Origin of the sequence: Sphingomonas hengshuiensis (assembly GCF_000935025.1) — a bacterium.
GTDB lineage: Bacteria > Pseudomonadota > Alphaproteobacteria > Sphingomonadales > Sphingomonadaceae > Sphingomonas > Sphingomonas hengshuiensis.
Map to the genome: position 1 here is coordinate 1749995 of NZ_CP010836.1, position 23789 is coordinate 1773783.

Consider the following 23789-nt stretch of genomic DNA (forward strand, 5'->3'; position numbering starts at 1 on the left):
ACCTGCCCTCGGGCGCATTCCCCGGAATTGAAAGGAACTGGAAAAGGCTGACGCGAAGCCTAAGCCTTGCGCCCTGTGGGGCAGATCAGTCAGGTTCGGACAGACATCGGCCATGGCGAATGCCAGCCGGAGGAAGACGATTGAAGAAAAGACAGAGAGAACGTTTGCTGCAATGCCCGGCACCGGCCTTGCGACGCCGGAGAGATGATGAATGGCGGGAACTGATGCTCCTGCAATAGTCTCGCAATAGCGATTGATCGGGGGTGGCTTGAACCGGCAGGGATGAAGGTGAAGGCAGTCGAGAAAAAGTGCGGTCCCGCTATTGAGAATCAATTCCGATACTGATGGTGCTGTCGATTATGGGGCAGCCGCTGCACGGGCGACCATGCGCCACGTTGCCCCTCAACTTGCGGCTATAGGTCAAGGGCTGCGAAACAGAGGCTTTGTGATCCGCGCCGCTGGCGATTGGCAAACGGGACCGGGAGGGCATGGCGCGGACAAAGCCAACCGTTTCGTTCCCTGTGACCCGCCGCGCGTGAGTGGCCGCCCTGTCGCATGGTCGGGAATAACCCCGCCCATGAACCGACAGGAGAACTATATGGCCAATTCATCCATCTTCAAAGCAATACTCGGCAGGCGCGGCGGGCGGCGTGCCGTCGTGATGACCCGCGATATCCCGGCCTCAGCCGACAGCCACCACTACAACGGCATGAAAACGACCTATGACGCGACCGGGGCCGTACAGATCGGCAGCTACGAAACCATCGCATCGGCATGGGCGCTTCATTCCTTCCTGCCCGACGATTGCGGCTACGGCGACATGAGCGGCGTGTGGATCGTGCTGAGCCATGACACCTGCTTTCGCGCCGGTGAAGGGATATGGCTGACGCCATCCAGCTTCATGCCAAGACCCCGCATCAAACTTCAGGGCTGAGGGCGTGGCGGGCTGCGGTAAGCGGCCCGTCCCATTGCGAAGACCCGCAGGGTTTGAGCCATTTTCAGCGTTAGCACGTACCGCAAGATGTGCGTGGTAGTACCACGCTCATCTTGGCAAGGGGGACCCGCTGCGCGTCCCCCGTTGCATCCCCTCCGGCTTATCCGGTGCTCATCTCTCCCCCATTCCCACCCAGCCGACATCACCAGGCTCGCGCTTGGTGACATGGCTTTGGGTCAGGGGGAGGCTTCGCACCGGAGGCAACGAATGGCCGTTGCATCGCCAGTCAGGTGGAGCGTTCCTGCTCCTCCCGACACCCGCCATGACCGGGGAGATTTCCGCTATCCCCTGGACCCCATCGACCCTGCATGCTGCTGCATGCAGCGGCTTAGCCGAAGGGGCGTGCCTGCCCCTTGGAACCCAGCCTCTCCCGATGGGCCAACCCAGCGTGGATTGGATACCCGCCACGGTATTCGCCCATGGAGACGACCAAGGGGCTTGCAGCGCCCCTCTGGACACCCGACGCCAGCACACGCCGGTTGGGCTGCGTGCCTCAACCACGCAGTCAACCGCTTCCCGTTACGCTCATTTCGGTGCAATAGGATACCAAGACGGCTTGGCAAGTTGCGGCGCGGCATGCAACAATTCCGGCCAATATAAAAGACTGCGCTCAAAGGACTTTTTCTGAATGACGACCCCATTGCGTGAATTATTGGCCGAGTTCAGGTCATCGGCTCAGACCGAGCGCGAGAAGGGTAACTATTTTGAGCGACTAGCTGTTGCATTCGCCAAGAACGATCACGGCATGATGCAGGAATATGAGGACGCTTGGCTGTATTCCGAATGGGCAGCCGCTCACAATGTTGATGGGCGCGACACGGGTATTGATGCCGTTGCCAAGATTCGTGGTGAGGAGGGCTTTTGCGCCATCCAGTGCAAATTCTACCGCGAAGGCCACCGTATCCAGAAGGCTGACATTGACAGCTTTTTCACTGCATCCGGCAAACGCCATTTCAGCCGCCGCCTGATTATCGACACCACGGATGCCCCGTGGAGCGCGAACGCAGAAGACGCGCTCGACAATCAGGATAAGCCGATTTCCCGCATCGGCCTCGACCGCCTTGAGGACAGCCCGATTGATTGGGCGGCCTATCTGTTGCGCGATGAGGTCAAACTTGCGCCGCCGAAAGAGATTCGCCCGCATCAGCGCGATGCCCTTGAAGCCGTGCGCGACGGTTTGGCCAAGGCTGACCGTGGCAAGCTCATCATGGCTTGCGGCACGGGCAAGACCTTCACCGGCCTCAAGATTGCCGAAGACCTCGCGGGGGCTGGCAAGACGGTCCTTTTCCTTGTGCCGTCGCTTGCGCTGATGAGCCAGACCATCCGCGAATGGACAATTGATACCGCAACGCCGCTGCGGGCATTCGCGGTTTGCTCAGACGTGCAGGTTGGCAAGCGCCGGAAATCCAATTCCGACGTTGCCGAGATTGAAACCCACGACCTCGACTATCCGGCCACGACCAATGCTGCCAAGCTGGCGCAAAAGGCATCGCACCCAGCCGATGACCGGATGACGGTCGTGTTTTCAACCTACCAGTCCATTCAGGTGATTTCCGACGCGCAGCGCCTGCATGGCCTGCCGGAATTTGACCTCATTATCTGTGACGAGGCGCATCGCACCACCGGCGCAACGTTGGACGGCGAGGACGAAAGCAACTTCGTCAAAATCCATAATCAGGATTTTATCGCCGGTAAGAAGCGCCTCTATATGACCGCAACGCCCCGCGTGTTTGGCGATGCGGTAAAGACCAAGGCGAACGAGGCTTCCGCCGTCCTTTGCTCAATGGACGACGAAAGCCTGTATGGTGAAACACTGTTCGCCAGAGGCTTTGGCTGGGCAGTCGAGAACGGCCTTTTGACCGATTACAAGGTGCTGGTGCTTGCCGTTGACGAAGGCATGGTCAGCGGCGGCGTGCAAAACCGCCTTGCAGACGGCACGTCAGAATTGAAGCTGGACGATGCTACCAAGATTATCGGCTGCTATAAGGCGCTTACCAAGCATGGCTTGAAGGATGAGCTGCTTACCGACCCGCAGCCGATGAAACGGGCGCTGGCATTCTGCAAAGACATTGCCACGTCCAAACTGGTGCAGAGCGAATTTGCCGCCGTCATTGACGAATATCTGGCATCGGACGAGGGCAAAGAGGCCGAGGGCGATACCCAGCCGCTCGAATGCCAGCTTGAGCATGTGGACGGCACTTTCAATGCCAAGGCGCGAAACCGCTTGCTGGATTGGTTGAAGGAAGAACACGGCGACCATGCTTGCCGCATTCTCACCAATGCCCGCTGCCTGTCCGAAGGCGTGGACGTTCCCGCCCTTGATGCCATCCTGTTCATGCACCCGCGTAAAAGCCAGATTGACGTAGTGCAGTCGGTTGGCCGCGTCATGCGCCGCGCCACCGGCAAGAACATGGGTTACGTCATTTTGCCGATCGGCGTTCCCGCAGGGGTCACGCCGGAAGAAGCATTGAACGACAACGAACGCTACCGCGTCGTTTGGCAGATTCTCAACGCCTTGCGTTCGCACGACGAACGCTTTGACGCGATGCTAAACAAGGCCGACCTTGGCGTGGACATTTCCGACCACATCGAGGTCATTGCCGTCAGCAACAAGCTGCCGACGAAGACCGACAAAAAGGGCGGCAAGGCCAACATCGGCCACGGCAGCGCCGCCGATGATGACGACCGCGAACAGGGCGACATCAATCAGAAAGAGCCAGTGCAGGGCGCGTTCTTTTTTGACGAGTTTTCCAAGGCCATCATGGCGAAAATCGTCAAGAAATGCGGACGGCGGGATTATTGGGAGGATTGGGCAAGCGACATCGCCAAGATTGCCCAGACCCATATCACCCGCATCACCGCGCTTGTTGCCAAGCCCGATACTCCCGAACGCACCGCGTTCGAGGCGTTCCTTGCCGAAATCCGCGACGACCTGAATGACAGCATCGTTGAGGGTGAAGCCATCGAGATGCTGGCGCAGCACATCATCACGCGGCCAGTCTTTGAAGCCTTGTTCGACGGCTACAGCTTCGCCCAGAACAACCCCGTATCAATGGCCATGCAGGCCGTGCTTGATGCACTGGACGAGCATAGCCTTGAGAAAGAGGCGGAAAGCCTCAAAAAATTCTACGATAGCGTGAAGCGCCGCGCCGCTGGCATCGACAAGGCCGATGCCAAGCAGAAAATCATTGTCGAGCTTTACGACAAGTTTTTCCGTAACGCCTTCCCGAAAATGACCGAGCGGCTGGGCATCGTCTATACGCCGGTTGAGGTGGTGGACTTCATCATCCATTCCGTGAACGAGGTGCTGCAATCCGAGTTCGACCAGACGCTGGGCAGCAAGGGCGTGCATATCCTTGACCCGTTCACCGGCACGGGGACGTTCATCACCCGCCTGCTGCAATCCGGCCTTATCAGGCCAGAGGAGCTGGAACACAAATACCGGCACGAGATCCACGCCAACGAAATCGTGCTGCTGGCCTACTACATCGCGGCCATCAACATCGAAGCCGCCTATCACGGCGTTGCGGGCGGGGATTACGTGCCTTTCGAGGGCATTTGCTTGACCGACACGTTCCAGCTCTACGAGCAGGAACGCGACCTAATCAGCGACCTCATGGCTGATAATAGCAACCGCCGCACACGTCAGAAAGAGCTGGATATTCGGGTAATTGTCGGCAACCCGCCTTATTCAGTTGGTCAGAAGAGCGAAAATGATAACGCCGACAACATGGCTTATCCAAAGCTGGATAGTCGTATCCGCGAAACCTACGCAAAGCGCTCCAAGGCGACCCTCGCGAAGGGACTTTATGATAGCTATATCCGCGCAATCCGGTGGGCGAGTGACCGCATCGGAGATGCAGGCGTAATCGCCTACGTCTCAAATGCTGGCTGGCTGGATGCAAACACTGCGGACGGACTTCGCCAGTGTCTGGCGGAGGAGTTTTCAAATATCCATGTTTTCCACTTGCGCGGCAACCAGCGAACGTCTGGCGAGCGTTCGCGGCGTGAAGGTGGCAAAATCTTTGGCTCAGGCAGCCGCACCCCCGTTGCCATCGCCCTGCTAGCGAAAAATCCCGCTGCCACCGCTCATGGCCAAATTCACTTCCATGACATTGGTGACTACCTGTCCCGCGAAGACAAGCTGGCCATCATTTCTCGCTTTGGCAGCCTTGGTGGCATTACCGAGGCGAACGGCTGGCAAACCATCACGCCTGACGAGCATGGCGACTGGCTAAATCAGCGCGATAATAGCTTCGAAGCATTTATAGTCATGGGCGACAAAAAGGGTAATGCCGACAAACTGTTCGATAATTTTTCGCAAGGCATTCTCACGGCAAGAGATAGTTGGGCATACAACCCTAGTCAACAAGCTGTCGCAAAGAATATGGATGCTCTAATCTCATTCTATAACAGCGAATTAGATAGATTTGATGCTGCTTATGCGAATTTCAGTCGCAAAGAGCGAGATTCCAAAGTGGATGGGTTTATTGACACGGAAACGCGTAGCATCAGTTGGAGTGGCAATCTTAAAGCAGATTTGGTGCGGTCAAAGCGGATAGCATTCGACAGAAAGCGGCTTGTCCCAAGTTCATATAGGCCATTCATTTCTCAGTGGCTATACTTTGACCGCAATCTCAATGAGAGGGTTTATCAGATGCCCCGTATCTTCTCGGACGTTCAAGCCGAGAATCGGGTCATTTGTGTTTCTGGGGTTGCTGCCCGTGATTTTTCCGCTCTGATGAGTTCGACGATTCCGAGCTATGATTTTGTTGAAAAAGGTCAATGTTTTCCACGTTTTCTCTATGGCGATGTAGTTGAAGCGGAAGCTGATGCACAAGGGGATATGCTTGAAGCCCCAAGCGATACGGGGCTACAAAGCCGCCGAGACGGCATCACTGACGGGGGGCTGGCACACTTCCAAGCCGCCTATCCGTCCGAGGCCATCACGAAGGATGACCTGTTCTATTACGTCTATGGCCTGCTGCATTCCGAGGAATACCGCGACCGCTATGCCGACAATCTGTCAAAGCAGTTGCCGCGCATTCCAGCAGTCAAGAAGGCAGCAGATTTCTGGGCGTTCGTGGAGGCAGGGCGCAAGCTGGGCGACCTGCATTGCGACTATGAAGCTGTTGAGCCTTACCCCGTCACCATCGTGCAGGGCGATTTGCGGTTGGCCAACATTCCCGACCCCGAACGCTTCTACCGCGTGGAGCAGATGAAATTCGCGGGCAAGCGCCCGAACCTCGACAAAACCACGGTCATTTACAACGCCAACATCACCATGACCGGCATTCCGCTGGAAGCCTATGATTATGTCGTGAACGGCAAGCCCGCGCTCGAATGGGTTATCGAGCGCCAGTGCGTGAAGACCGACAAAGCAAGCGGCATCGTCAATGACGCAAACCGCTACGCCATCGAAACCGTGGGCGATCCTGCCTATCCGCTTAAGCTATTCCAGCGTGTCATCACCGTCAGCTTGGAAACCATGAAAATCGTGCGGTCACTGCCGCCTTTGGGGGATTTGACATGAGCAATGTCAACATCCGGCGGGTGATTGAGAACATCCGCTCAGGCACGAATATCTACACCCCGCTTGTTGAGCTTGTGGTCAACGCCATTCAGGCCATTGACGACAAGAAGTCTGACAAAGGTTTGGTGGACATACAGATTATCCGCGATGGGCAGGAGGACATGGTTGACCGCCTACAGGCGGTGGACGGCTTCATCGTTTCCGACAATGGTATCGGCTTCAACCAGCGCAACCGCGTCTCCTTCGATACCTTGTTCACCGACCAGAAGCTGGCAGACGGCGGCAAAGGGTTTGGGCGCTTCACCTGCCTGAAATACTTCGAGCGGATGCACGTTCGTAGCGTTTTCGTGGAAGGGGGCGCTTTCCACGAACGCAAGTTCAAGATGGGAACGGACAAGGAAATCATTATTGATGAGGAGGTGAAACCATCCACCGAGAGCCACACCGGTGCGGAGATTGAGATTTCCGGCATTCGGTCGGTCAAGGTTTCCGAAAAGGGTATCGACGTTATCAGTCGCATCCTTGTGGAGCGCCTGCTTCCCTACTTCGTAGATGCGGAAAAGCCATGCCCGCGCGTTGTTATCAGGGATGCAAACAGCACGGCATTACCGGTTTCCCTCAACGATTATCTGGGCAAAGAAAACAGTCAGATAATCGAAATGCCAATCAAAGAAGGCAATTTTACGCTGAACGCCAACGGTGATCAGAAGGCGTTTTCCGTCAGAGTGTTCAAATTTTATTCCCCTCGCACTACGCAGAGCAAGGTCAGTCTGGTAGCCCACCGCCGCGAGGTCACGGACGTGGCATTGAAGAATTACGTCCCAGAGTTTGCAGAGGAGTTCTGCGAACCCGATTCCGCGCCGGAAGCCGTGAAAGGCCGTAATTTTGTCATCAAAGCCTATGTCTTCGGTGACTATCTTAACGACAACGTATCCCTTGAGCGCGGCGAGTTTCGTTTCCAAACAGATACCGACCTTCTGAACGGCATCTCACAGACCCAGATTGAAGAAAAGGCCGCCGAGATCGCGCAGGCCGCGATTGGCGCTGAGATTGCAGAACGCAAACAGCGTAAACAGGCGCGGATTGAGGACTATGTCACAAACCAAGCGCCTTGGCATCGACGACTGAGCGCGGAGGTGGATTTCAGCAGCTTGCCCATGCGTCCGAGCGCCAATGACATCGAGTTGCACCTCCAACGCAAAAAATTCGAGAAGGAAACGGACACGCGCATCAGGGTCGCCGCCATTCTGAGCGACGACCAACAAGCCGATTTGGAACAAAGGATTGCCGAGGTGATGAGCAGCATTTCCGACACCAGCCGGAACGACCTCATCCATTACGTTTCAATGCGAAAGTGCGTCCTCGACCTATTTTCCAAAGCCCTCGACGCAGACGATGACGGCAAACACAAGTCCGAAGGCGAAGTTCACGACATCATCATGCAGCGGAAGAAGGACTCGGACGAGCTGGATTTCGAGGCACATAACCTGTGGATGCTTGATGAGAGGCTGAATTTCTCCGAGTTCATTTCGTCGGAGAAGCCAATCAACAAGGGGAACGGCGACCGTACAGACATAACCATCTACAACAAGCGCGTGGCGTTCAGAGGCGAGAACGTAGCCAGCAATCCCATCACGATTTTCGAGTTCAAGAAGCCCCAGCGCACGGATTTTGCCAACCCATCGTCCAAGGACGACCCCGTTGCTCAGGTCATACGCTATGTGAACCAGATACGGGACGGCAAATTCAAGACCCCGAAAAACCGCGATATTTTGGTCAACGAAAACACACCATTTTACGGCTATATCGTTTGCGACACCCCAAAGAAGGTTGCCGACTGGCTGGAGCTGGAAAAGGATTTCAAGCCCATGCCGGACGGTCTGGGCTGGTTCTACTGGCACAGTAAAATCAACCTTTACCTTGAGGTCATTAGCTGGACGAAGTTGTTGCGCGACGCTGAGATGAGAAACAGGATATTCTTCAAGACTTTGGGAATTGAGTAGGAGTCTTGATGGTTGCGCGGAACAAGCAGGGAGCATTGACCGACGATGAAAAGCCCATCGTCAAAGCACTGCTGGCCAAGGGCTGGCGCAATCAGGACATTCAAGCCCTTGTGAATATCGGACGCACGGCGACCATTAACAGTGCCCGCATCACCGAGGTCAAAAAGAACGCGGCCATTGCCGCCGCGAGCGACGATGAGATTGAATTTTTCAGAATTCGGAAGCGTTCCTTTGACCCCAAAACCGGCCTGAACCTCTTCGACCATGAACGCCTGATACGCGCCCGCGAAGCCATGATTTTGGCCGTTCAGGTGTTCAATAGCCCCGCGATGTGCTTCAAAACCGAGGTGTTCACCATGCTGGCAAATGTCGCATGGACATACCTATTGCATGAGTTTTTTGAACGCAAGAAGGTCAAGATTGTAAATAAAAATGGAATGTCTTTGTTTTTGAGTGAAATGATTGAAAGGCATGATTGCCCATTATCGAAGGGAATGAAGGATAATCTTCGCGCCTTGAAGGTTCTTAGGGATGATGTCGAGCATAAATTGCTAGGACGTGCTGATAAGAAATGGCTGGGATTGTTTCAGGCGTGCTGTCTGAATTTTGACAAGGCTATGTGCGACCTTTTCGGAAAGTCGCTTTCACTGTCGCATGAGCTATCTTTCGCCCTTCAATTCACAAAATTGAACCTTGAACAGCTTACGACGCTGAACCGTTACGAGATTCCTGCTCATATAGATGCAGTGGATGCCCGATTGGCGGAGGGCATGACCGAAGATCAAATGGCTGATTTGGAATACCAATTCCGCGTCGTTTACACGCTTGATGCTGTAACGAAATCGCGGGCGCACTTTCAGTTCGTCCAGCCCGACTCAGCCGAAGGCAAGGACATCCGTAACGTGCTTGTCCAGCATAAGTTGGCCGACCATCTATATCCGCACAAAGCCGGTGCTGTGGTAGCTCTGATTCAGCAACGAACCGGCCAAGCCTTTTCTCTGCGTAATCATACACAGGCTTGGCGCAAATTCGATGTGCGTCCGCGCAAAGGAGCGGCGCAGCCGGAGAACACCAATCGAGAGTATTGTGTTTATCACACGGCACATGGGGACTACACCTTTTCCGACCAATGGGTGCAGCTCTTGCAGAGCGAAGTGAACGACCCGCAAAAATTTGAAGCACTCAAGGCTTTCAAGATTTAGGAATCGCCATTCACGGCCATGGTCCCCGGAGTTTTGTTTCCAACTCCGCAATGCCCGCCAGCAAATCATCGAAGGACGGTGGCGCGGCCATGAACATTTCCGACATGGCCGCATAATCCTGTTTCAGCTTTGCGCTGATTTCTGCTGATGGAGCGACGCGCAGCGATCCAGGCACGGCGGTTTCATAGGAAGCCGAGTTGTCGGCAAACATCAGGCTCTTGTTCCGCACGACCTGTTCGAGAAGATCGGGATAGGCCAGCGCCTCATCGGCAACGCCACTCCGGGCCAGCATCAGCGTGTCGTAATAATGGCGGGACATGCCATCACGCAGCTTTCCATTGTAGTGCAGCGCGTGAAGAATCGTCACCTTTTCCCAGAAGGTGCGAATTACCGATAGCGTTGGAAGTTCGCAAACAACATCGGGCAGTTCATCTGGAAATTCCTCGGCCAGATATGGCGTGATACGCCGCATCTCGAACGGTTCTGTATCGCCACGCGCGCCAAACTCAAGTTTGATCCGCGGTTTGATATAAGGACTGCTCCAAATAACGTCATGTCCGCTGCCATCGCCGCTGCCAAAACCATAACCAGAGCCGTCTCCAAAACCCGCGCCGCTGGCATGTGCCCCAAGACTGGCATGTTCAACGCTGGGATAGTTGAACAATAGGGTTTGAGCGTCTGCGTCTTCGGGATCGAGCGCCACGCTCCACCCCTCCGCCGTGCCGAGCGCGGTTTCAACCTCTTGGATCAGTGCGGGCATGGCGATGGTGGCGACATATTGCTGGGCGGCGACCTTCAACGCCTTGGTTCGCCGCTGTCGTTCTTTGCCGCTTATACCGTTTTCCATTGGAGAACCCACGTCACGGATCAGCGGTGCCGTGCGGCTGATGGTCAGGTCAATGTCTTCGGAAAAGCGGTGAATGAGGCCGTAGGCTTTGGAGAGGGAGGTTCCGCCCTTGAACGTGAAACTCCCTTCCAGCGCCGCGCTGCCGACCAGCCGCCGGAGCGTCCAGCAAACCCAGAAATCCTTTTCAATGATAACGGGGGTAAGGTCACGCCGATTGGCCGCTTCCTCGATATAAGCCCGGCGATCTTCCGCCGGTCTGCGTGCGAATTCATCCATGCCGGGCCGCTCCAATCTTTAACACCATGTCCCCCATCCATCCCGGCATTTGCGGGCGGGAACCGATAAGCACCTTCATATCATTATCATCGAGTCGGTCGGCAAAGCGCCGGATTGTGTCAGCGTCGATATTGTCCCTGCCAAGATGAGCCATTGCCTGCACAACCGCATTGGCCCGGTCGGAAGCCTTATCAATCAGCGGTGTGCGCGCATGTTTGAGCGCCAATGTGCGACCCGCGACCTTTTTTACGCGCGAAGGCCCGCTGGTCGCATAGGTCGCTTTGGCGGGGACTTGGGTTGAAAGTCCCAAGCGGTTCGCCGCCGCCGCTCCCGACGGAAACACCTTGTCCCCGCTTTGTGTGGAAACGGCTTGCGCGAGGCTGTCAGCATCCGGGCTTAATACGCCGAGTTTCGCATGGAGCTTGGGATAATCATACAGGCCGCGTCCGACGCGCCGGATCGCGCCGGATTGCGTCAGGCGTGAAAGCGCCATATCGACCGCGCCGCGCGTTCCAAAGTCGATAAAATCCTTGGGCGTGAAGACCCAACCGCGACCCTTGCCGCGTATGCGCTTCATGATTTTGTCGGCCATAGCGGACATGATTCAGCCTTCCTTCTTGTTAGATAATACCACTCATATTTCTAACAATCAATGAAGACCGATCAGCGAGGAAACGGTTGTATATCCTTATGTTAAGGAGAATCCGCAAGCGCCATGCCCCTGCCAATTTTAAGACGCGGACGGCTCGCCCCCAACCCGGCATCGACCGGCTTTCTCCCAAGCCAAGCTACTATGCCGGATCAATCCGTCAGCGTTCCAGCCCCGGCCCGCGCGAGCCACGGTCACGCCCTTGCGGGCGTTCGGCTGTCTGGCTGCGCCCTTCCGCCTGCCGGGTGAACTCACCGCGCGTTGTGCCGCGCTCGCTGCCACGTTGCTGGCGCACATCGGACATAAGCCGGTAATTGGCCGCCTGCTTATGCAGCGCCAATATCTGTTCGGCGTGGCGGGCGCGGGTTTGCCGGATGCGCTCTTGCAGCACCCGGCGTTCCGCCAGTTGCGCCGCGACCAAAGCTTGCCGCTGTTCCCGGTCGCGCTGAAGAGCAAAGAAGGCTTCGCGCTCGTTCTGCCCCTTGGCCTTCTGATAATCGCCGGTCACACGATCCCATAGGCCCATGACACCGCCGCGCAGGCGTCCGGCCCGTAGCTTGGTTTCTGCTTCCCACCGCTGTTTCTGACCTTCATCCAGCTTGCGGCGTTCGTCGGCATGGTGCTGTTGCATCGCCTGCCGCTGATCGTTCAGCGGTTGCATGGCGGCGCGGGCAATGCGGCGGGCTTCTGTGATATAGCCGCCAAGGCGCGGTGCGATTGCGGCGGCGATATGCGCTTTCGTATCTTCGACCGAGCGCAGATCATCGGGCTTGCCCAGCTTCGCCGTCACTTCCTTCGCCCGCTTGTCGATCAGGCGTGAGAGGGCAAACACTTCGCCCTCATAGGAAACGACGACATGGCCGCGACGGTCGCCCTTGGCGAGATGCAGGCCACGTTCTTCCAGCGCCTTGCCGAAGGCATCCCGGCTATCGGACACGGCCCAACATTCCTGCACCATGCCGCGCAGATCGGCGGTGTTCAGCCCGACGCGTTTGGCCTGTTGCCATTCATCGAGCGTGAAATTGCGCGGGTCGCGCTCCTTGCTGTCCATCAGGCCGCGCGGCATCTTCCAGCCGTTTTCCAGATAGAGCGCCTTCGACACGTCGCGGAGCTTGGACTTGAAGAACGACAGTTGCTTGGCGGTCATGGTTTCCGCATCAATGCGTGACCAGACCGCGTGAGCATGGCGACGGCCTTCCTTTTCGTGGAACACCACGACGCGAGGTTGGCCTTCCAGTCCCAGCTTGGTTTCAATGGCGGCTATCGCGCCCTCAAAAACTTCTGGGCGCACATTCTCCGTTTCGGGCGGGCTGAGGCTGACCGAGAATAAATACTGCTGGCAGCGCGTCCCACTGGCGAGCGCCTGCGCTTCCTTGAACGCACCGGATACCGACTCGGCCATAAAGCCGCGCACTTCCGCAATCTCGACATGTTCGTTCTGTTCCGCGTTGAGCAGATGGAGCGCCAACGCCTTGCCACCACCGCGCTGGGAGCCTTTCAGGATCATGGTGCGGCATCCAGACCGAGCGCCTTCACCAGCATTGCCCGCATGGCGGCAATGTCGGCAGCGGCTTCTGCAAGGGCGGCTTCCGTGTCTGGTGTCACGGGCAGCGTGCCGAGATTGGCTTGCCGGGCAAGCTGGTTCAGATTGTTGGCAATGCGGGACTGGCCGAGAAGACCGATGATGCGCGCTATCGCTTCCTGATCCTTGACCGGAGCCTTGCCGCGCTGGCGGGGTGGCGGCTGGTCAGGATCGAACAGCCGCCAGTGGATATAGGCGGCAAGCGACATGCCAGCGGCATCGGCTTCCAGCCGGGCGCGTTGCTCGAAGGTGAGCCGCAAGGAGAAGGGGGCTTGCCGCTTGCGCGCCATATGCCCCCCGATCAGCCGGTTTTGCGCCTCCGCCCGACACCACGGATGGCGTCGCGCGGGGCGCTTCCATCCTTGCCATCATTCGCAGCGTTGAGGTCGTCCCGGCCAAGGCTGGTATGCCGGAGAATGGCGTTCCATTCCTCCAGAATACCGAATAGGGAGTTTGCGGGCGCACCTACAGGGTGCGCCAGCAACCCGCCGAAATTGGTGCTGCCTGATCTGAAGTGGCCGCACGCAAGGTAACGTGCAGGTAACATCGTACGATTCAGCGTCGCTAGCCGCCCCTCCGCAGCACGACGTGCTCGTGATAGGTGGATGGGGCGATCGGCAGCCCGATGGCTGCTGGCGCCACCCGTCAGCCCGGCGAATCCTTCATCCACGCTCTCCACCGTTCTTCGTGCGCCCAGCCTGTAGTCGCTCGGACCCCGATTTCTATTGCATCGCATTGTATCCCACGCATACAATCTACCAACGATAAACGACGCGGCGCCTGAGCGCTGCGCGGTTAGGGCGGGATGAGGAAATGGCGATTGCCCCCGTGGCTACGGCCTCTGAGCTGACCAGCGAGCGCAGCATCGGCGACTCGATGGCCGAGGCCCAGCAGGCGCCGCGTCCAGCGCGGGTCTGGCCCTCCACCGGCTCGGCCTATTGGGCGCTCAGCGTCATTATCCTGGCGACGTTCCTGACTTTTTTCGATCAGGTCGTGTTCGGTATGCTGGCGCAGCGGATCAAGGCCGATTTCGGCCTGACCGATTCGCAGCTCGGCTTTCTGGCGGGCCCGGCGAGCATCATCTGCTATCTGTTCGTCGGCATTCCGCTGGCCCGGCTCGCCGATATCTATCCCCGCAAATATGTCCTGGGCGGCGGTGTCGCCGTCATCGGACTCATCACCGCGCTGGGTGGGATCGCGCAGACCTTCACCCAATTCGTCGGCACGCGCATCTTCCTGGCAGCGGGGGGATCGGCGCACGCGCCCTCGGCCTATTCGCTGCTCGCCGATGCCTTCCCGCCGCGCACGCTGACGCGCGCTTTCGCGCTGCTGCAATTCGGCTTTATCGGCGGCACCACGCTTGGCCCGATCATCGGCGGCCAGCTGATCGGCATGACCGCGCAATGGGCGCCGACCGAATGGCTGGGCCTGCGCATCTTCGGCTGGCAATGGATCATGATCTGGGTCGGGCTGCCGGGCGTGCTCGTCGCCTTGCTGTTTCTCACCGTCAAGGAGCCACCGCGGGTCGCGCCGCTGGCAGGCGCGGCCCCGCCGCCACGCGATGTGCCGGTCGGGAGGCGCATCCTGACCTTTACCGGGTTCGATGCGGTCAAGGCGATCCACGCCAAGCGCCGCGTCTATTATCCCTTGTTCGCCGGCCTGGCGCTGAGCGCGGTCGAGACCTTCGGGCTGCAATTCTGGCGCGTGCCGTTCATGATCCGCAGTTTCGGCTGGAGCGAGGCGCAGATCGGCGCGGTGATGGGCACCATGTTTCTCGTCGCCTCGCTGCTCGGCCTGATGCTCGGCGGCATCTTCGTCGAATGGATGGCCAAACGCTACAAGGACGCCAATGTGCGCGCGGCCGCGATCATTTTCTGCTGCACCACATTGTGCGCGATTACCGCGCCGCTGATGCCCAACGGCTATCTGGCGCTTGGCGTCATGGCGCTCGGCGCGATGTTCGGGATTGCCGGCGCGGTGCCGCAGAATGCCGCCATCCAGCGTGTCGCACCCAATTCGATGCGCGGGCAAGTCACCGCCGTCTATCTGTTCATGTTCACCTTTTTCGGCGCGATGGGCAGCTTCGTCGTCGGGCTGGTGCAGGATCTGGTGATCGGCGTGGAAGCCGATCTGTGGAAAGCGCTAGTGCTGACCGCGACTATCCTGTTGCCGCTCGCCACCCTGTGCATGGTGCGCGCGATCCGGCCGTACCGCGAAGAGGTCGAAAGACTGGAAGCCCTCGGCCGCTGACCAGCCGCCATCCCAACAGGGCAGCCGCACTGCGGACACCAACGCAGGACACAGGCGCTTGATAGGGTCGATGCCGACCGTATCGCGACGCCTGAAAAATTCCTGGGGATTTTCTCCGCCGATGATCGTGCGGGGATCACGGTTCGGGGGCAGTTTCCCCCGGCAGGGGCGTTGCAACCATGGCAGCGCCTGCCCACCGCAGTCGAAGCGAACGCGGCAACGGTAGCGCACATGCGCGCCGGGAACGGCACGCCATGGCCGCGTACCGATACGCAGCGCTGGCCATTATAGTCAGCGTCGCCGCGCCTATCCTTGATCAAAGAAGCCTTTGCCCGATCGCGCGTGCCCCGGGCGAAGATCGTATCGATCCTGTCGCTTTCGCCCGTCGCCGGGCTGATGCGCGCAAGACGTGCGCAGCATTGCCGCGACGCGCAAAGCCCGTCGTTACGGTGTCGCCACGAACCTAGCAGTGCTCATGGGGGTAGTTTTGCTACTTCTTGTCCGCTCCGAAACTGTATGCCTAAGTCACAATCGACACGCCAAAGCGCGGTCAAAATCGGAGGCCACGATCCGTCAAAAGGATCGGGCCTGCTGGCCATTCGGCCATTAGGGAGAGGATTCGATGACTGCTTTCGAACGCACGCGCCGCATGGCGCGGCTGCTGGCTTCCGCCTCAGCACCGGCGCTGCTCATTGCCACGCCGGCTTTGGCGCAAAATGCGCCGCCCGCCCCCACCCCGCCCGCCGCGACGACGCCGACGGATCCCGCGCCGGAGAACGAACCCGAAGTTGGGTATGGCACGCAGGACATCGTCGTCACGGCGCAGTTCCGCCAGGAACGGCTGCAGGACACGCCGATCTCGATCACCGCAGTGAACGCCGCCGAACTGGAGGCGAAGAACCAGACCAATCTGGCGCAGGTCGCCGATGCGGCGCCCAACGTGTTGCTGAAGCCGCAGGGCGCCTCGTTCGGCCCGTCAATCTCCGCCTCGATCCGCGGCGTCGGCCAGAATGATTTCAATCCCGCCTACGAGCCGGGTGTCGGTATCTATATCGACGACGTCTATTATCCACAGCTGACAGGTGCGGTGTTCGACCTGCTCGATCTCGACCGCGTCGAGATTCTGCGCGGGCCGCAGGGCACGCTGGCCGGGCGCAACTCCGAAGGCGGCTCGATCAAACTCTACTCGAAGAAGCCGAGCGGCGAGAATGGCGGGTTCGTCGAGGCTTCCTACGGCTCGCGCAATCTTATCGCAGTGCGCGCCGCAGCCGATTTCAAGCTGACCGACACGCTGTTCGGGCGCATATCCGGCGTGTTCAAGCAGCAGGAAGGTTTTGTCGACCGGGTCGATTATGGCTGCGCCAATCCGGGCAGCGGGGTGGCGACCGATCGCTCGCCGGGCGATTGCGTCGTCAGCAAGCTCGGCGGCGTCGGCTATCAGGCGATCCGCGGCATGCTGCGCTGGCAACCCAATGATGCGATCGAAGTCAATCTGATCGGCGATTACACGCATGACGAGCATACCATCGCGGGCGAAGTGTTGCTCGCCACCAGCACGATCGATTCGCCCAATGTGAATGCCGCGCCGGGCGTGCCCTATGACAATCGCTTCATCTGCGGAAAATTCTGCAACTATCTCACGACGAGCCAGCCGGGCATCACGTTCAGCGCGCCACCGGTCGTCCCCGGCGCCAACGGCACCGTCCTGGCCTCCACCCGCGGCACCGATATCAGCCTGTACGACGGGTACGGCTTTTCCGGCCAGATCAGCTACAAGGTCAGCGATGCAATCACCCTGACCTCGATCACCGGCTACCGCGCGTTCGACACCAAGTTCGATTCCGATGACGATCTGTCGCCGGCCAACACCAATCTCGGGCGCAACCATCTCACCAACTGGAGCTTCAGCCAGGAACTGCGCGCCAACATCTCCCTCATGGACACGCTGAACTTCACGGTCGGCGGTTATTACTTCAAGCAGAAATCGGTCTACGATTCGTACCAGGATCTGCGCTACGTACCGGTGTATCCGCTGCAATTCCGCCAGCCCGATCCGACCAATGCCGAAGCCAAGGCGGCCTTTGCGCATCTGGCGTGGAATCCAATGGAGAACATGACGGTCAGCGGCGGGCTTCGCTATACCGACGAAAACAAGCAGCAGACCTATTACCGTCTGAATTACGACGGGACGGTCAACGGGTTCCTCGACCCGGTCGGCGCTGCCAATGGCATCGGATATGTCTCGCCGGACGGCACCGTCCGCGCCCTGTCGGGCACCACCGCCAGATATAGCGCCAACCGCGTCGATTATCGCGCTGCAGTGGATTACCGCTTCTCGCCCGCCTTGCTGGTGTACGGATCATTTTCGACCGGCTTCAAGGGCGGCGGCAGCAACCCGCGACCGTTCAATGCCGCGCAGGTCATCGCCTTCCAGCCGGAATCGCTCAATGCCTATGAAATCGGCTTCAAGAGCGATCTGTTCGACCGCAAACTGCGCGTGAATGTTTCGGGCTTCATCAACGATTACAAGGATATCCAGATCCCGGTGCTGCAATGCCCGGGCGCGCCCTGCGCCGCGCGACTGAATGCCGGCAACGGGCGGATCAAGGGCTTCGAAGCGGAAGTGACCGCCTTCCCGTTGCCCGGCCTGTCGCTCGATGCCTCGCTCAGCCATCTGGCGTTCAAATATGATATCGATTCGCTCAACCCGTTGGCCACGTCGCCGACCGCAGGCGGGATCAACCCGGGTGGCGTCGATCCCAGCGATCCCCCCACCTCCCCGCCCTGGAAAGTCAGCGCGGGTGCGCAATATCGCGTCGAGATGGCCGATTTCGGCAGCCTGACGCCGCGCATCGATTATACCTATCAGGATCAGCAGTTCACCGGTGCCTCGGTGATCAACGGCGCACGCGTGCGCAATTTCATCCCGTCCTACGCGCTGGTAAATGCCCGGCTGACCTGGACCAATGCGGGTGGCGACCTCGACATCTCGCTGCAGGCGCTGAACCTGCTCGACAAATATTACTTCCTCACCACGCTCGATCTGCGCGGCGCGGGCGGCGGCGTGCGCAAGGGCCGCCCGGGCGAGCCGCAGACGTTCGCCATCGCGCTCAAGAAGAAGTTCTGACCGATCTCACCGCACGGGCCGGCCACACCGCTGGCCCGTGCCGCTCAAGGAACGATGATGGCGGAAACAGGTCGCGTGAAGCTGTATCATTGGGAGCCCAACGCCAATTCGGGCAAGCCGATGCTGACCTTGTTCGAAAAGGGCGTGGCGTTCGACAGCCACTATCTCGATCTGCTGGCGTTCGATCAGCACCAGCCGGCCTATCTGGCGGTCAATCCGCTCGGCACGATCCCGGCGATGACGCATGGCGATCGGGTGCTGACCGAATCCACTGCGATGATGGAATATGTCGATGATGCATTTGCCGGTCCACGGCTGATGCCGGCCGATCCGGTGGATGCGTGGCGCGTCCGCTGGTGGATGAAATTCATGGATCAGTGGCTCGCGCCGAGCTTCTCGATGATCGGGTGGAGCGTGTTCGTCGGCCCGTCGGTGCGGCAGCGCGATCCGGCCGAACTCGACGCGGCGATCGAGCGTATCCCGATGCCCGAGCGGCGCGTGGCCTGGCGCAAGGCGATCAGCGGCGCGTTCTCCGAGGAGGAGATGACCGAATCGCGCCGCCGCGTGGCATCGGGCATCGGCTTGCTGGAGCAAGCGCTGGCGCAGCGCGAATGGCTTGGCTCGGACGCCTATAGTCTTGCCGATATCAACGGCTTCAATCTCGCTTATGCGCTGCCGCTGTCGCAGCCCCAGCTCTCGAACGACACGCTGACGCCCAACATCATGCGCTGGCTCCGCGCGATCTACGCCCGCCCGGCGACCAGGGCGTGCTGGGCCTTGGGCCGCACCGACATGGCCAGGCGCGTCACCATATTGGAGGGGGCCGCGGCATGACGACGATCCTGTATCACGGCGAACCCAATGGCCCGTCGCTGACCGTGCTGGCGGCCGCATTCGAGAAGCAGGTCGAGCTCACGCTCGAGCGGATCGATCTCGTCGCCGGCGCGCGCCACGCGGCGCCGGTGCCGCGCGCGATGGAAGTCGACCAGTCGATCGAGGGTGAGGGCCCCGTGCTCGTGGTAGACGGCGTGGCGATGGCGGACAGCGTGTTCATCGCCTGCTATCTCGACGCGGTCGGTAGCGGTCCGGCGCTGCGCCCGGCGGATCCCTATGCTCGCTGGCAGATGATGGCGTGGTGCCGCTATGTGATCGAACGGCTGGCGCCCGCCGCCGCCTATCTCGGGCTGGAACACAGCCCGCCCGCCGCGGTGCCCGCCGGCATCGCCAGCGTCGACCTGGCGGAACGATGGCGCGATGCGGTGGAGGGCCGGTTCGATCCAGGCAAACTGGCCGACAGCCGGGCCAAGGTGACGCAGGCGATCGACAGGATCGCGGCGCAGCTGGCCGACGGGCGCGACTGGCTGATGGGGGATTTCAGCATCGCCGATCTCGAAACCTATGCCTGGCTGGCCGGCATGCCCGCGCTGCTGCCGGCAGCGTTCGAGGCAAGCCCGTCGACCACCGCGTGGCTGGCCCGCACCAAGGCGCGCCCCGCCGTCGCGCGCGCGCTGGCGCTGGCGTCGAGCCCGGCACCGGAATCGGTCTGGGCCCCTGGCCCTGAAATCAATCGGTGGGGGTGAGATGCGATCGATCGACTATTTCGACCGCGGGCACGATCTCGATCCGCATCGCCCCGCGCTGATCGACGTCGCGAGCGACGAGCGGCTGACCTTCGCCGAAGTCAAGCTCCGTACCGAACGGATCGCGGCGGCACTATATGCCGCCGGCTTCGCCAACCAGCAGCCGATCGCGCTCTATGGCACCAACAGCGCGGCGATCATGATCGCGTTGCTCGCGATCTGGCGCGCCAACGGCATCTGGGTGCCGGTCAACACGCGCAACGCGGTCGATGCCAACGCCGCCTATCTCAATTATGTGCGCTGCAAGTGGATGTTCTATCATTCCAGCATGGCCACCGATGTCGCCGCGCTGCGCCAGGCAGTGCCGACGCTGACCAGGTTCGTCTGCCTCGATCGCGCGCTGGGCGAGGATCCGTCGCTGGAGGAATTCGTCGCCACGACGGGCGGCACGACGCTGCCTGATTTCTCCGATCCGTTCGGCGCGCCGGACGACGTCGTCGGCCTGTTTCCCACCGGGGGCACGACCGGCCCGTCCAAGGGCGTGGTGGTGACCAACAGCGGCTGGGGCACGATGTTGGAGACGCTGGGCACTGCGGTGGCTGGCAAGACCGACGATCCGGTGTCGCTGGTAGTTGCGCCGATCACGCACGCCGCCGGTCCGGTCGCGCTGGGGACGCTGGCGCTGGGCGCGACTCAGGTGATCCTGCCGGGCTTCGACGCGGCGCAGGTGCTGGAGACGATCGCCGCGCACCGCGTGACGCACATGTATCTGCCGCCCACCGCGTTGTACGTCCTGCTCGGCGCGCCCGAGCTAGGCCGCCACGATGTCTCCTCGCTGCGCTTCTTCATCCTGGTCGGATCGCCCGTATCGCCGGAGAAGCTGCGCCAGGCGGTCGAGGCGTTCGGGCCGTGCATGTGCCAGGCCTATGGCCAGGTCGAATCGCCGATGATCACCACCTGGCTGCCGCCCGAAACGGTGGCCGCCGCCGCCGCGGGGGTGCATCCCGAGCGACTGGCCAGTTGTGGGCGCCCGACGCGATCGGTGCAGGTGGCGATCATGGACGATGCCGGCGCGCTGCTGCCCGATGGCGAACGCGGCGAGATCGTGGTGCGCGGCCTGCTGGTATCGAAGGAATATTTCGACCTGCCCGATGCGACGGCGGAGGCCCGGACCTTCGGATGGCACCATACCGGCGACGTCGCCTATCGCGACGCGCACGGCTTTTTCTACATCGTCGATCGCAAGAAGGACATGGTGGTGACCGGCGGCTTCAACGTCTTCACCGCCGAAGTCGAAGCGGCGGTGACCGAATTGGCGGAGGTCCGCGAATGCGCGGTGATCGGCGTGCCGCACGAAAAATGGGGCGAAGCCGTGCACGCCATCGTCGTCGCCGACGGGATCGATGCGGCGACGATCATCGCCCATGCCAAGGCGCGGCTCGGCGGGGTCAAGGCGCCCAAGAGCGTGACCTTCGTTACCGAAATCGCACGCACTCCGGCGGGCAAGATGGATAAGAAAGCGCTGCGTGCCGATCATTGGCGCGGCGATCGGCTGGTCAATTAAACCGACGAAATGAGGGGATGACGATGACGAGGCGGGGACGCACGGTTGCCGTAGCCATGGCGGGTATTGCCGCTGTCACAACGATGGCGGCGGTGGCGACCCGCCCCGCCGCCCGCGCGCAGGGCGTGGTGGATGCGGCGCGCATCACCGCCGGCGCGCCGGGGGAATGGCTGTCCACCGGGCGCACCTATGACGAGCAGAGGTTCAGCCCGCTGTCGCAGCTGACTCCCGCCACCATCGCCACGCTCGGCCTGGCCTGGTCGGCCGATCTCGATACCGCGCGCGGCCAGGAGGCGACGCCGCTGATGATCGATGGTGCGCTCTACGTGTCGACCGCGTGGAGCATGGTAAAGGCCTATGATGCCCGCACCGGCCAGCCCCTCTGGTCCTATGATCCGGAGGTCCCGCGCGAGACGCTGATCAAGGCGTGCTGCGACGCGGTGAATCGTGGCGTCGCCGCGTGGGGCGATCGGCTGTTCGTCGGCACGCTGGACGGACGGCTCGTCGCGCTCGATCGCCACAGCGGCAAGCCGGTGTGGAGTGTCGTCACGCTGGATCAGACGGGCAATGCCACGATCACCGGCGCGCCGCGCATCGTCAACGGGCTGGTCATCATCGGCAATGGCGGCGCCGAATTCGGCGCGCGCGGCTATGTCACCGCCTATGATGCGGCGACCGGCAAACAGGCCTGGCGCTTCTATACCGTCCCGGCCAGGCCCGGCAGCGAGCGCGAGCCAGAGTATCTGAAGGCAGCGGCGGCGACCTGGTTCGGCGACTATTGGAAACAGGGCGGCGGCGGCACGGTGTGGGACGCGATGGCCTATGATCCCGCACTCGATCTGCTGTATATCGGCGTCGGCAACGGATCGCCGTGGAACCAGGCCTATCGATCCGAAGGCCGGGGCGACAATCTGTATCTGTCGTCGATCGTCGCGATCCACGCCAAGACCGGCGCCTATGCCTGGCATTACCAGACCACGCCGGGCGACAGCTGGGATTTCACCGCGACGCAGCACATCATGCTCGCCGATGTCACGATCGATGGCCGCCCGCGCAAAGTGCTGATGCAGGCGCCGAAGAACGGCTTTTTCTACGTGCTGGATCGCACCAATGGAAAGCTGATCTCGGCCAGGAATTACGTGCCGGTCAATTGGGCGACCGGCATCGACATGCAAACCGGGCGGCCGATCGAGACGCCCGAGGCGCGCTATTACAAGACGGGCAAGCCGTTCATCGGCTCGCCCGGCGCGACCGGCGCGCATAGCTGGCAGCCGATGGCGTTCGATCCCAACACCGGGCTGGTGTTCATCCCTGCCAATCTCGCGGCCTTTCCCTATATTCCCGATCCGGCCTGGAAACCGGCCAAGCTCGGCTTCAACGTCGGTATCGACCTGGGCAAGGCGGCGATGCCCGCAATCCCTGCGGTGCGCGATGCCGCCGCCGCCGCGACCACCGGCGCGCTGATCGCCTGGGATCCGATCGCGCAGCAGGAGCGCTGGCGGGTGTCCTATCAGGGCCCGTGGAATGGTGGCTTGCTGGCGACCGGCGGCGGATTGGTGTTCCAGGGCAGCGCGGCGGGGGAATTCGCTGCCTTCGCCGCCGCCGATGGCCGCAAATTATGGTCGTTCGCCGCGCAGACCGGGATCGTCGCCGCGCCGATCAGCTACGAGCTCGATGGACAGCAATATATCGCCGTGCTCGCCGGCTGGGGCGGCGTCTGGGCGCTGGCGCCCGGCACGCTGATCGACAAGAGCGGCCCGGCGCGCAACATCAGCCGGCTGCTGGTGTTCAAGGCGGGCGGCACGGCGACGCTGCCCCCGCCCCCGCCGCTCGACAAGGCGCCGCTCGATCCGCCGCCTTCGACCGCCACGCCGCAGGTGATTGCCGCGGGCGGCGATCGTTTTGCCCGGTTCTGCGGCGTCTGCCACGGCGATGCTGCGGTGGGCGGCACGCTGGTGCCCGATCTGCGCCGCAGCGGCGTGATCAACGATGCCGCGGCGTGGCAGGCGATCGTGCATGGCGGCGCGCTGAAGGACAATGGCATGGTCGGCTTCGCGTCGGTGATGACCGCGTCGGAGATCGAAACCGTGCGGCATTATGTGATCAAGCGGGCAAACGAGGATAAGGCGTTGGAGCAGCGCAACACCACGGCCGCCCGGCCCGCCAGCAGGAAGTCCTGAAA

Annotated in this window: 14 protein-coding genes; 10 read left to right on the forward strand and 4 right to left on the reverse strand. The window is 60.6% G+C overall.

Annotation, left to right across the window (positions count from 1 at the left end; translation table 11 throughout):
• Positions 1–598 precede the first annotated feature (598 nt).
• From TS85_RS07795 to TS85_RS07810, 4 genes are all read left to right on the forward strand, one after another.
• On the forward strand, positions 599–934 hold the full coding sequence (locus TS85_RS07795) for a hypothetical protein (protein ID WP_155006340.1): 336 nt from the start codon (positions 599–601) through the stop codon (positions 932–934).
• 688 nt (positions 935–1622) lie between these two features.
• On the forward strand, positions 1623–6527 hold the full coding sequence (locus tag TS85_RS07800) for a DEAD/DEAH box helicase (RefSeq protein WP_044331468.1): 4905 nt from the start codon (positions 1623–1625) through the stop codon (positions 6525–6527).
• On the forward strand, positions 6524–8530 hold the full coding sequence (locus TS85_RS07805) for an ATP-binding protein (RefSeq protein WP_044331469.1): 2007 nt from the start codon (positions 6524–6526) through the stop codon (positions 8528–8530). The genes TS85_RS07800 and TS85_RS07805 overlap by 4 nt, the downstream gene beginning before the upstream one ends.
• A gap of 35 nt (positions 8531–8565) precedes the next feature.
• Positions 8566–9732: a DUF3644 domain-containing protein gene (locus TS85_RS07810; RefSeq protein ID WP_227698711.1), complete on the forward strand. Its 1167-nt coding sequence runs from the start codon at positions 8566–8568 to the stop codon at positions 9730–9732.
• Between the two features lie 10 nt (positions 9733–9742).
• On the opposite strand, the gene TS85_RS07815 is transcribed toward TS85_RS07810, so the two are convergent.
• From TS85_RS07815 to mobC, 4 genes are all read right to left on the reverse strand, one after another.
• Entirely contained in the window at positions 9743–10855 is a 1113-nt protein-coding gene (locus TS85_RS07815; protein WP_044331471.1) for a nucleotidyl transferase AbiEii/AbiGii toxin family protein, read from the reverse strand.
• The gene (locus tag TS85_RS07820; RefSeq protein WP_044331472.1) at positions 10848–11456 is read right to left on the reverse strand and encodes a DUF6088 family protein; all 609 of its coding nucleotides are present in this window, start codon (positions 11454–11456) and stop codon (positions 10848–10850) included. Before TS85_RS07820 ends, TS85_RS07815 begins: the two co-directional genes overlap by 8 nt.
• A gap of 208 nt (positions 11457–11664) precedes the next feature.
• Positions 11665–13011 (reverse strand): relaxase/mobilization nuclease domain-containing protein, encoded by a 1347-nt coding sequence (locus tag TS85_RS07825; RefSeq protein WP_044331473.1) that lies wholly within the window; start codon positions 13009–13011, stop codon positions 11665–11667.
• Positions 13008–13376: a plasmid mobilization relaxosome protein MobC gene (mobC, locus tag TS85_RS07830; protein WP_044331474.1), complete on the reverse strand. Its 369-nt coding sequence runs from the start codon at positions 13374–13376 to the stop codon at positions 13008–13010. Before mobC ends, TS85_RS07825 begins: the two co-directional genes overlap by 4 nt.
• 523 nt (positions 13377–13899) lie before the next feature.
• Between mobC and TS85_RS07835 the strand changes: the two genes are divergently transcribed.
• The 6 genes from TS85_RS07835 (at position 13900) to TS85_RS07860 (ending at position 23787) form a co-directional block, all read left to right on the forward strand.
• Positions 13900–15336: an MFS transporter gene (locus TS85_RS07835; protein WP_077228519.1), complete on the forward strand. Its 1437-nt coding sequence runs from the start codon at positions 13900–13902 to the stop codon at positions 15334–15336.
• A gap of 622 nt (positions 15337–15958) precedes the next feature.
• Positions 15959–18463 (forward strand): TonB-dependent receptor, encoded by a 2505-nt coding sequence (locus TS85_RS07840; RefSeq protein WP_227698712.1) that lies wholly within the window; start codon positions 15959–15961, stop codon positions 18461–18463.
• A gap of 54 nt (positions 18464–18517) precedes the next feature.
• Positions 18518–19297, forward strand: a complete 780-nt coding sequence (locus TS85_RS07845; RefSeq protein ID WP_227698713.1) for a glutathione S-transferase family protein — start codon at positions 18518–18520, stop codon at positions 19295–19297.
• The gene (locus TS85_RS07850; RefSeq protein ID WP_044331478.1) at positions 19294–20043 is read left to right on the forward strand and encodes a glutathione S-transferase family protein; all 750 of its coding nucleotides are present in this window, start codon (positions 19294–19296) and stop codon (positions 20041–20043) included. The genes TS85_RS07845 and TS85_RS07850 overlap by 4 nt, the downstream gene beginning before the upstream one ends.
• 1 nt (position 20044) lies before the next feature.
• On the forward strand, positions 20045–21607 hold the full coding sequence (locus tag TS85_RS07855; protein ID WP_044331480.1) for an AMP-binding protein: 1563 nt from the start codon (positions 20045–20047) through the stop codon (positions 21605–21607).
• An 83-nt stretch (positions 21608–21690) separates the two neighbouring features.
• Positions 21691–23787, forward strand: a complete 2097-nt coding sequence (locus TS85_RS07860; protein WP_407082121.1) for a PQQ-dependent dehydrogenase, methanol/ethanol family — start codon at positions 21691–21693, stop codon at positions 23785–23787.
• Positions 23788–23789: the final 2 nt, after the last annotated feature.

Excerpts from the sequence above, each read along its gene's own strand:
- TS85_RS07795 (WP_155006340.1), top strand. The coding sequence starts at position 599 with ATGGCCAATTCATCCATCTTCAAAGCAATACTCGGCAGGCGCGGCGGG.
- TS85_RS07800 (WP_044331468.1), top strand. The coding sequence starts at position 1,623 with ATGACGACCCCATTGCGTGAATTATTGGCCGAGTTCAGGTCATCGGCT.
- TS85_RS07805 (WP_044331469.1), top strand. The coding sequence starts at position 6,524 with ATGAGCAATGTCAACATCCGGCGGGTGATTGAGAACATCCGCTCAGGC.
- TS85_RS07815 (WP_044331471.1), bottom strand. The coding sequence starts at position 10,855 with ATGGATGAATTCGCACGCAGACCGGCGGAAGATCGCCGGGCTTATATC.
- TS85_RS07820 (WP_044331472.1), bottom strand. The coding sequence starts at position 11,456 with ATGTCCGCTATGGCCGACAAAATCATGAAGCGCATACGCGGCAAGGGT.
- TS85_RS07825 (WP_044331473.1), bottom strand. The coding sequence starts at position 13,011 with ATGATCCTGAAAGGCTCCCAGCGCGGTGGTGGCAAGGCGTTGGCGCTC.
- mobC (WP_044331474.1), bottom strand. The coding sequence starts at position 13,376 with ATGGCGCGCAAGCGGCAAGCCCCCTTCTCCTTGCGGCTCACCTTCGAG.
- TS85_RS07835 (WP_077228519.1), top strand. The coding sequence starts at position 13,900 with ATGGCGATTGCCCCCGTGGCTACGGCCTCTGAGCTGACCAGCGAGCGC.
- TS85_RS07840 (WP_227698712.1), top strand. The coding sequence starts at position 15,959 with ATGACTGCTTTCGAACGCACGCGCCGCATGGCGCGGCTGCTGGCTTCC.
- TS85_RS07845 (WP_227698713.1), top strand. The coding sequence starts at position 18,518 with ATGATGGCGGAAACAGGTCGCGTGAAGCTGTATCATTGGGAGCCCAAC.
- TS85_RS07850 (WP_044331478.1), top strand. The coding sequence starts at position 19,294 with ATGACGACGATCCTGTATCACGGCGAACCCAATGGCCCGTCGCTGACC.
- TS85_RS07855 (WP_044331480.1), top strand. The coding sequence starts at position 20,045 with ATGCGATCGATCGACTATTTCGACCGCGGGCACGATCTCGATCCGCAT.
- TS85_RS07860 (WP_407082121.1), top strand. The coding sequence starts at position 21,691 with ATGGCGGCGGTGGCGACCCGCCCCGCCGCCCGCGCGCAGGGCGTGGTG.